Origin of the sequence: Arthrobacter sp. JUb115, assembly GCF_004365035.1 — a bacterium.
Taxonomy (GTDB): domain Bacteria; phylum Actinomycetota; class Actinomycetes; order Actinomycetales; family Micrococcaceae; genus Glutamicibacter.
Window position 1 is genome coordinate 128,518 of record NZ_SOBS01000011.1, and the last position, 8,878, is coordinate 137,395.

Consider the following 8,878-nt stretch of genomic DNA (forward strand, 5'->3'; position numbering starts at 1 on the left):
GCAGTAAAAGTAGAAACGGAGTTCCTGGTGGGAAACAACAAGAAGAAGCAACCGTGGAGCCAGTCAATCAAGGGCCCACTGAGCTTCTCGCTGATCCTGGCCATCGTCGCCGGCGTGGTCGGCTTGGTTAGCTCCACCGGCGGATCGCAGAATCCCTTGCGCTTCGATATCGGTTTGGCCTGTTTCGGCATCGCCTTTGTCGCAAGCCTGCTGGTCATCTCGGTGATGACCATGGCTGCCAAGGACAATGATCCTGACCTGGGAAAGGGGACCGGGGTAAACCGATCCTCATCCAACCCGGACAAGAAGTTTGAAGACTGATAATAAAGCTTAGCCACGCGGCATGACGCGCTGAGACTGTCCATCCACAGATAGTCCCAGCGCGTTGTCGTTTGCCGGGCCAATTGATCGAGGCAGGACGCCTCAAGCACGCACCAAGGATTTCAAGTGAGTAGCACGAGTATCTCTGATCAGCATGGCCGCACCCCACTGGGCAAGCAGCTGCGACGGCGCAAGTCCATCCAGGCGATGGCCAACGACGCCGCGAACAACGCCGGGCTCGGGACGCTCAAGCGCTCGCTGGGCGTCACCCAGCTGGTCATGATCTCCGTCGGAGCCACCCTGGGCACCGGCATCCTGGTGATCCTCGGATCTGCCGTTCCGGTCGCCGGCCCGGCGATCTGGATCGCCTTCGTGCTGGCCGGCATCACCGCGCTGCTTTCGGCGGTCTCCTATGCCGAAATGGCGGGCATGGTCCCGGTCTCCGGCTCCAGCTATTCCTATTCCTACGCCACGCTGGGCGAAGGCATGGCCTGGGTGTGCGGTTGGTGCCTGGTCTTGGAATACGCAGTTTCCGCGGCAGCGGTGGCGGTGGGTGCCGGCGCCTACGTGAACCAGACGCTGGAGATCTTCGGCCTGGCTTTGCCCCAAGCCCTGGCCGCCGGCCCGGGCGACGGCGGCGTCATCAACCTCTCGGCATTGATCGTGGTCATCTTGGCGACCCTGCTGCTGGTTCGCGGTGCCCGCGAATCGGCACTGGCCAACACCGTCATGGTGATCGTGAAGATCGCCATCCTCGTCTTCTTCGTGGTGGTCGCCTTCACCGCTTTCAATGCCGGGAACTTCGCTCCGCTGCTGCCCATGGGCGCCGCGGGCGTGACCGGGGCAGCGTCCATGGTCTTCTTCTCCTACATCGGCTTCGACGCGGCCTCGACCGCCGGCGAGGAAGCCAAGAATCCGCAGAAGGACCTGCCGCGGGCAATCATGATCGCCATGGTGCTGGTAACCACCATTTACGTGCTGGTTGCCGTAGCTGCCATTGGCGCCCGGGAGTGGAACTGGTTCGCCGAGTCAGAAGCCGCCCTGGTGCAGATTGTTTCCGAAATCACCGGACAGAAGTGGATGGTCTTGGCTTTCGCCCTCGCCTCGGTGATCGCGATCGTCTCGGTGGTGCTGACCACCTTGTACGGGCAGACCCGCATCCTGCTCTCCATGGGCCGCGACGGCTTGATCCCTCGCTTCTTCGCCAAGGTTTCGCCCAGCACCCGCACCCCGGTCATCGGCACCTACGTCACCGGCGCGGTCGTGGCCATTGCCGCCTCGCTGATTCCTCTGGGCCAGCTGGCCGAAGCGACCAGCATCGGCACCCTGTTCGCCTTCTCGTTGGTAGGTGTCTCGGTAATGTACCTGCGCAAAACCCAGCCGGATACCCCACGGACCTTCCGCGTCCCGCTGTATCCGGTGACCCCGATTCTGGGCATCTCTGCCTGCCTGTTCCTGATGTTCAACCTGGCTGGCATCACCTGGCTGGTCTTCGCCATCTGGATGGCTGTGGGAGCTGCGATCTATCTGGGCTTCGGCCGCCGCAATTCGCGCCTCGGCGCCTTGGACGCCAAGGCCTATGAAGCGGAACTGAATCTCTGACACTTTCGTCATGCGCTGGGGTTGCGGGCACTGCGGGCTAAGCTGTGTGGTGGACCACTATCGCAGCTCATGAAGGAAACACCATGCACCAGGAACCGATCAGCACCGCCGACCTCTACGACCAGCATGGGGATGCACTGCAGTCCGTCTCGGCTCAATTCCAGGACTTTGGCGGGCGGCTGTCCTTCCACGGGCCGGCACGTACCGTGAAGTGCCATGAGGACAACGGCCTGGTCAAGGAGATCCTGAGCTTCCCGGGCAATGGCGCAGTGCTCGTGGTCGATGGGGGAGCATCCCTGCGTTACGCCCTGATGGGTGACATGATTGCCGCGAATGCCGAAGCCAATGGCTGGGCCGGGGTCATCATCAGCGGCGCCGTACGCGACCGTGCGGCACTGGCTGAGATGGAACTCGGGATCAAGGCACTGGGCAGCAACCCGCGCAAAACCGTCAAGCGCTCGCACGGTTCGGTGGATGAAGTGATCAGCATCGGGGATGTGAAGGTCCGACCGGGCGCGATGGTGTATGCGGATATCGACGGGATTCTTGTCGAAAACTAGCCGCTGGCCCATCCAGCTAGGGCTTGTCGCCTGCGCCTTCCCATTCCGCTTTGAACTCCTCGGTGCCCAAGGCCTCCAAATCCGCGCGGATCTGGACGATCAGCCGCTCAGCTTCTTCGAGGCTGGAGGTTGTCATGCGCAGCAGTACCGAATCGTCTTGGCGGGAATGCACGACTACCTGGGGCTCGTTCGCTTCGTACTCGGCATCGCCCAGCGTGGCAGAAGCCAGAGCTACAACCCAGCGGGCCGCGGCTTTCAATGGTCCGCTCTCAGCTGCTTCTATCCGTGCCTCGTAATCATCCGAAGCGTGGGTTTCCTGAGTCATGACCTGCCCCTTCCACTACTGCAACTGCCGGTATCCCGGTTGTGTGTTCATCATATGGCCCGGGCAAGGTAAAAGGCGAGGGGCATCGCCCAACGCCATTTTGGCCACGTGCTGGCCCGTTATCTTTTTGATAGTCCCTAAAAAGAGGATCATAGGGACTGTCTGCCGACCAATCTCGGCATGGTGTCTTGCCCCTGTCTAACCAATGATCCGGGGGGTGTTGCCACCGAGATTGGGATGGCAGCGTGGTGATGAAGTGCGCAGGGGCGCTGGCCGATCACGGACGAAACTAGACTTGGTGTGCTCAGTGTCGGGGTTCTGGCTAGTCGATACGTTTTCCGGCTTTGCGCGCACGGTAGGCGCGCACGTGCTCGCGGTTGGCGCAGTTGCCGGTATCGCAGTACAGCTTGGAGCGGTTGCGCGACAGATCCAGCAGGGCCGCCTCGCAGTCCTCCGAGGCGCAGATCCGCAGCCGCTGCAATCCGCCGGAGCGGATCACTTCCGCCAGTGCCATCGCGGCGTCCACGGCCATGCGGTCGTAGAGCGGGGTGCTGTTGGTGGTGGCGTGCAGGTGGTAACCCAGCGATTCGCTCTTGATCAATTGAGGCTGGGCGTTGGCGTTGCGCAGGATCGCATTGACCCGGAAGACGGATTCTTCTTCGGTACCTATCCAGATGTTCTTCAGCTGGGAACGCAACTGGCGAATGGAGCGAAGCTCTGCCTGGTTGTGCGCGCGGGAGCCTTCGAAATTCTCGGCATCAAGGAACTCATCGAGATCAGCGACGGTGGAGAGCATATCCACGATTTGCACCTCGGTATTCAGAAGGTTCACCACGGACTTCAATGAAGCTTCGATATCTGGTGCAAAGGTCATAATTCGTTCCTGGAAGCTGGGTAGATTGACTGCCACTCAAGCCTAACCGTATCGTCATGCTCATACCCCCATTTGCCCCTGAACGGCGGCATGAAATTCTTCGCGAAAGACTTCAAAGACCCTCATGAGCGACCTGTCTGATTCCGGCCTTCCGGCCGCCACTGCCGGCAGTCCAGTACTGCGTCAAAGCCAGTCCCGGGGGATCTGGATTGCGCTGGCATCCTCCGCGGCCTTCGGGATTTCCGGCTCCTTCGCCAAGGGGCTTTTCGAAGCAGGGTGGAGTCCCACTGCGGCCGTGGCCGCACGCATGGCCGGCGCCGCGCTGGTCCTGGCGATCCCTGCGGTCCTGGCGATGCGCGGCCGCTGGACGTTGCTGCGCACCAACTGGGTGTCGATTGTGCTCTTCGGATTGTTTGGAGTGGGAGCCTGCCAGCTGTGCTATTTCTTGGCGGTGCAGCGCTTGGATGTCGGGGTGGCTTTGCTGCTGGAGTATCTGGCTCCGGTGCTCATCGTGCTGGTGCTCTGGGCCAAGCACCAGAAGCGCCCGTCGGCGGCAACGATCGCTGGCACCCTATTGTCATTGGCAGGCCTGGTGGCGGTGCTGGATCTGACCGGCACCACGCGGATTGATCCGATCGGCGTGCTCTGGGGCTTGGGGGCAGCGGTGGGCCTGACGGTCTACTTCTTCATTAGCGCCAAGGTCGATGGCGCGCTGCCACCCATCATGCTGTCGGCCGGTGGCATGGCCGTTGGCGCGCTAACCATGCTGCTGGTTGGCGGCTTGGGAATCCTTCCAATGCAGTGGGCCGCCGGCAGCGGATCATTTGCTGGATATGAAACCCCGTGGTGGTTGGCCTTGACCGGGCTGATCCTGATCGCCACCGTGTTCTCCTACACCACCGGTGTGATGGCCGCCCGGGAACTGGGGTCCAAGGTGGCCAGCTTCATCTCCTTGACCGAGGTGCTTTTCGCGGTGCTGTGGGCTTGGCTGCTGCTCTCCGAGCTGCCGGGTGCGGTGCAGCTGTTCGGCGGCCTGCTGATTGTGTGCGGCGTGGTGCTGGTGCGTGTCGATGAACTGCGTGCGGCACGCAAGGGGATCTAAGCGGCCCGTAGGGTAAAAACGCGCACGCGATGCCAATTGTTGTGCGCCGGATGCCAAGGGAAAACCCGCTAGCCTGTACAGGCTGGGAGAAACAAGTTTCGCAGGCATCCTAGCTGGAGGAATACCCATGGGCAGCAAGTCGGTCATAGTCGTAGGCGCAGGTTCGGCTGGCTCGGTGGTCGCGCGCCGGCTCGTGGATGCCGGGGCGCGGGTGACCTTGTTCGAAGCTGGCTCCGAGGACACCAACCCTGCCATCCACGACCTCTCGCGCATGGGCGAGCTGTGGCATAGCAAGGACGACTGGGATTACCACACCGTCCCGATGGCCGGGGCAGCGAACAAGCCGATGCACCTGCCACGGGGCAAGGTGCTCGGCGGTTCCCACGCGCTGAATGCGACCATCTGGGTGCGCTGCGCCCCGCAGGATTTCGATGACTGGGCCAAGGACTGCGGCGAGCAGTGGGCCTGGAAGAATGTCCTGCCGATCTACAAGGAAATCGAGAACTTCTCTGGCGGCGCCAGCGAATTCCACGGCAGCGATGGGCTGGTGCCGGTGGACAACGACTACGAGCTGGATGAGATCCACCAGTCGATTATCGACGCCGCGGTGCAGTCCGGAATCGGATTCAATCCCGACTACAACGGCGAGCAGCTGGAAGGCGTTTCCAAGGAGCAGATCAACGTTGCTGGCGGCGAACGCATCAACACCTGGAAGGCCTATCTGAAGCCGGTGCGCGAGTGCATGGAAATCATCACGGACGCCGAGGTGCATTCGGTGATCCTCGAATCCGGATCCGCTGTAGGCGTGCGCTATCGGATCGGCGGGCAGCTGCAGGAGCTGCGCGCGGATGAGGTGGTGCTCAGCGCCGGTGCCCTGGGATCCCCGCAAATCCTGTTGCGCTCAGGCATCGGCCCGGTGGCCGAGCTCGAAGCCGCGGGCGTCATGCCGCTGCATGAGCTGGATCAGGTCGGAAAGAACCTGCATGACCACCTGCTGGCACCGGTGATTGCCGAAACCACCACCCGCGCGATACCCGCCCCGCGTGCCGGGGTCTCCGTCTCGCAATCGCACATGTTCACCCGATCCCGCGAGGGCCTGGATCGCCCGGACACCCAGCCGATCTTCTTCGCCGTGCCCATGTACTCCCCGGGCATGGAACCGGTCGACGGCACTGCCTTCACCTTGCACTCCGGGATCGTCACCCCGCACAGCCGCGGAGAAATCACCCTGGGCGGGCCCGGCCTGGATGACCCGGTGAACATCGATTTGAATGCGCTGGATGATCCGCGGGATATGCAGGCATTCCTGGTATCGATGAAGCAATGCCGCGCGATGGTGGAGCAAGATGCCTTGGCCGGGGACTGGGGAGCGAGGGAAATCTACCCGGGCGAAGAAATACGCGGCGATGAGCAGCTGGAGGATTACATTCGGAACAACGTAGTGACCTACCACCACCAGGTGGGTACCTGCCGCATGGGCACGGATGCGCAGGCCGTGGTGGATCCGCAGCTGCGGGTACGCGGCTTGGAAGGGCTGCGCGTCATCGATGCCTCGATCATGCCCAAGATCACCACCGGAAACACCAATGCCCCGGCCATCCTCATCGGCGAGCTGGGAGCCAAGTTCCTGGTAGCGGATCTTCGGCTCTGACAGACGGCGCACTATGGCGACGGCCAAGGAGAACAAGCCCTCACCTTCCAAGAGACGATGATTCCGTGGACCGCAGCTGGCGATGGAACGCGCGCCAGCTGCGTGTGAGATTCATCGAATAAACTGCTTCATGGCGAAATCGTTTCAAGCCGAAATGATATTTTGAAGGGATGAACGAACACCGGATTCCGCAGTTCCAATGGAACTCGCTGAGCTATCTCACCGCCCGAGCCGGACGCATCGGCACCCAGGAGCTCACCGAGCTGATGGAATCCGAGTCCTTGTCCCGGCATCATTTCACCATCATCTGCGCGCTGGAGGAGTTCGGCGGCATCTCCCAGAACGACTTGGCAGATCGCTCGAATGTGAACCGCGGCCATCTGGTGGCCTACCTCGATCAGCTGTCGAGCCGTGGGATCCTGGAACGCGAAGTTGATCCGGAGGACCGCCGCCGCAACGTCATCACGCTGACTCCCGAGGGCCGGAAATTCGCTGCCCGGGCGATGGAGGCTGCCTCGCATAACGAAGCCAAGGTCTTCGGCGCATTGGATGAGCCGCAGCGGGAGCAGCTGCGCGCCTTGCTGCAGCTGGTCGCTACGCAGGACGGCGAGGCACGCCAGTGAAGCGCCACTTAGAAGCAATAGTGCAGCGCAGCGTCGTCGTGGCCCCGCACCGCCCGTCGCTCATCCCGGCAGCCAAGGCGACGATCAGCCTGGCCGCGCCGCTGATCCTGTTGGCCGGCCTTGGCCGCCTTGACTGGGCAATGTATGCAGCGTTCGGCGCCTTCTGCGCGGTCTTCGGCCGTTTCGACGCGTACGCGCCGCGTTTCTGGCAGCAGCTCTCGGCAGGTATCGTGCAACTGGCCGCAATGCTGCTGGGCACCTATTTTTCGCTCATCGAGGCACCGTTCCCGGTACGCGTGCTCGTGCTGGCATTCATTGGTTTTGGCGCCAACTACGTCTCCCATGCCGCGCGCTGGATGCCGCCGGGACCGGTCTTCGCGGTCTTCGCCGGCGGCGCCTGCCTGGGCATCCCGGCCACTTCGCAAAGCTTCACCGGGGTGCTGCTGGCCGGCGGCGGAACAATGGCCTTCAGCATGCTGCTGATGCTTGGCCTGTCGATGCGCAAAGCCAACCTGCTTCATACCCTGCGCTCCGGATACGCCTGGTCGCCCTCGCGCCGGGCCATGGCCCAATCGCTCCAAATGGGCACGGGCGTGCTGCTGGCGGGAATCGCAGGGCATCTGCTCAGCGACGGCCACTGGTACTGGGCCAGTCTCGGCGCGATCGCCGCAGTCACCGGCGCTGATGCCTATGCGCGGGTAGCCCGCGGGCTGCAGCGCTGCGCAGGCACCTGCATTGGCGTAGCGCTGACCGCAATAGTTTTCGCCTTCGATTCCCCGGTCTGGGTAATCCTGGCCGCTGCGCTGGCCTCGCAGTTCGTCATCGAGCTGGTGATTCTGCGCAACTATGCGGTGGGGATGGTATTCATGACGGTCACCGCACTGCTCATGGTCCACCTGGTCAGCCCTGAACCGGCCGCGTCCCTGCTCATCGACCGTATTTCCATGACGGCGCTGGGCGCTTTGGTGGGTGCGGTGCAGAGCATCGCCATTTCGCTGCTGGTGGCCCGCCGCCGCCAAGGCCGAACGCCGGGGGCTACCAGTGCTCGGTGACAACCTGCGCTTCGAGCTTGCCGGCCTCGATGGAGATATGGCGGGCTAATTCCAGGTCCAGTGTTCCCAGATGCTCGGGCTGGTTGTGCGTTAGGCGCAGCTCGACGATGGTAACCCGCCACTCCAGGTGCGGATGCCGGTTGTCCTGCTCGGCGCGCAGGCCTACCTGGACGATGAACTGCAAGGCCGTGCTCGCGCAATCGAAACGGTAAGCGGCCCGCAAACCCAGGTCATCACGCTTCCAATCAGGCAAGGCACCCAGCCTCTGATCGAATTCGAAGCGCGGTAACGGACCGGTTGATGCCATGGTTCTCTCCTCCAAGCGGCAGCGGGTCGGACTGTGCAAGTGGTTGCTGCCTGCCGCCATGATCGCATCGACCCCGGCGATCGCGGTAGCGATCCCAGCGACTATGCAGTTTGGCCCCGGCATCTGGCGATGTGAACTGGGTCCCAAAAGTTGGACGAGCTAAATAATAGTCCTGCTTAGGCTGCAAGGGTATGGCATCGATATTCCATCGGCGTCATACCCTTCAGTCGTTCCTGACGCCGACTGACGTTGTACCAATCAATGTACGTCTCAATCTCCACCTTGAGATCCTCGAAATCTGCGAAGTGCTCTCCATGGAACATCTCCGACTTGAGATGACCGAAGAAATTCTCCATGACCGAGTTGTCGAAGCAGTTCCCTTTACGAGACATGGACTGCACCGCACCATGCTCCTGCAGCAAAGCCTTCCACGACCAATGCTGATACTGGAATCCTTGATC

The 8,878-nt window shown here is 62.2% G+C and carries 11 protein-coding genes; 7 read left to right on the forward strand and 4 right to left on the reverse strand.

The features are described 5' to 3' along the window. Positions 1-27 precede the first annotated feature (27 nt). The 3 genes from EDF61_RS16475 (at position 28) to rraA (ending at position 2,483) form a co-directional block, all read left to right on the forward strand. Complete coding sequence (locus tag EDF61_RS16475; RefSeq protein ID WP_286134039.1) at positions 28-321, forward strand: hypothetical protein; 294 nt, start codon at positions 28-30, stop codon at positions 319-321. 207 nt (positions 322-528) lie between these two features. Further along, the gene (locus tag EDF61_RS16480) at positions 529-1,923 is read left to right on the forward strand and encodes an amino acid permease (protein WP_286134649.1); all 1,395 of its coding nucleotides are present in this window, start codon (positions 529-531) and stop codon (positions 1,921-1,923) included. Between the two features lie 83 nt (positions 1,924-2,006). Beyond that, positions 2,007-2,483 (forward strand): ribonuclease E activity regulator RraA, encoded by a 477-nt coding sequence (gene rraA, locus EDF61_RS16485; RefSeq protein WP_105656102.1) that lies wholly within the window; start codon positions 2,007-2,009, stop codon positions 2,481-2,483. Positions 2,484-2,499: 16 nt separating this feature from the next. Here rraA and EDF61_RS16490 read toward each other — a convergent pair whose 3' ends face one another. Together EDF61_RS16490 and EDF61_RS16495 are read right to left on the reverse strand one after the other, a co-directional pair. Next, positions 2,500-2,808 (reverse strand): hypothetical protein, encoded by a 309-nt coding sequence (locus tag EDF61_RS16490; protein WP_105656103.1) that lies wholly within the window; start codon positions 2,806-2,808, stop codon positions 2,500-2,502. Positions 2,809-3,130: 322 nt separating this feature from the next. Then, a complete protein-coding gene (locus EDF61_RS16495) occupies positions 3,131-3,682 on the reverse strand; it encodes a CGNR zinc finger domain-containing protein (protein ID WP_105656104.1) in 552 nt (183 codons plus the stop codon). 124 nt (positions 3,683-3,806) lie between these two features. Here EDF61_RS16495 and EDF61_RS16500 point away from each other — a divergent pair, with 124 nt between their 5' ends. From EDF61_RS16500 to EDF61_RS16515, 4 genes are all read left to right on the forward strand, one after another. Then, the gene (locus tag EDF61_RS16500; protein WP_105656105.1) at positions 3,807-4,784 is read left to right on the forward strand and encodes an EamA family transporter; all 978 of its coding nucleotides are present in this window, start codon (positions 3,807-3,809) and stop codon (positions 4,782-4,784) included. 127 nt (positions 4,785-4,911) lie between these two features. Next, positions 4,912-6,435 carry a GMC family oxidoreductase gene (locus tag EDF61_RS16505; protein ID WP_105662062.1) on the forward strand — a complete coding sequence of 508 codons (1,524 nt, stop codon included), beginning with the start codon at positions 4,912-4,914 and terminating at the stop codon, positions 6,433-6,435. 170 nt (positions 6,436-6,605) lie between these two features. Continuing rightward, on the forward strand, positions 6,606-7,058 hold the full coding sequence (locus EDF61_RS16510; RefSeq protein ID WP_105662061.1) for a MarR family winged helix-turn-helix transcriptional regulator: 453 nt from the start codon (positions 6,606-6,608) through the stop codon (positions 7,056-7,058). After that, entirely contained in the window at positions 7,055-8,110 is a 1,056-nt protein-coding gene (locus EDF61_RS16515) for an FUSC family protein (RefSeq protein ID WP_133834827.1), read from the forward strand. The genes EDF61_RS16510 and EDF61_RS16515 overlap by 4 nt, the downstream gene beginning before the upstream one ends. On the opposite strand, the gene EDF61_RS16520 is transcribed toward EDF61_RS16515, so the two are convergent. Both EDF61_RS16520 and EDF61_RS16525 read right to left on the reverse strand, forming a co-directional pair. Beyond that, entirely contained in the window at positions 8,094-8,417 is a 324-nt protein-coding gene (locus EDF61_RS16520; protein ID WP_166650861.1) for a 4a-hydroxytetrahydrobiopterin dehydratase, read from the reverse strand. The two genes, EDF61_RS16515 and EDF61_RS16520, sit on opposite strands and share 17 nt — an antisense overlap. 176 nt (positions 8,418-8,593) lie before the next feature. Then, a partial coding sequence (locus EDF61_RS16525; RefSeq protein ID WP_166650862.1) for an IS3 family transposase occupies positions 8,594-8,878 on the reverse strand: 285 nt, incomplete at its 5' end.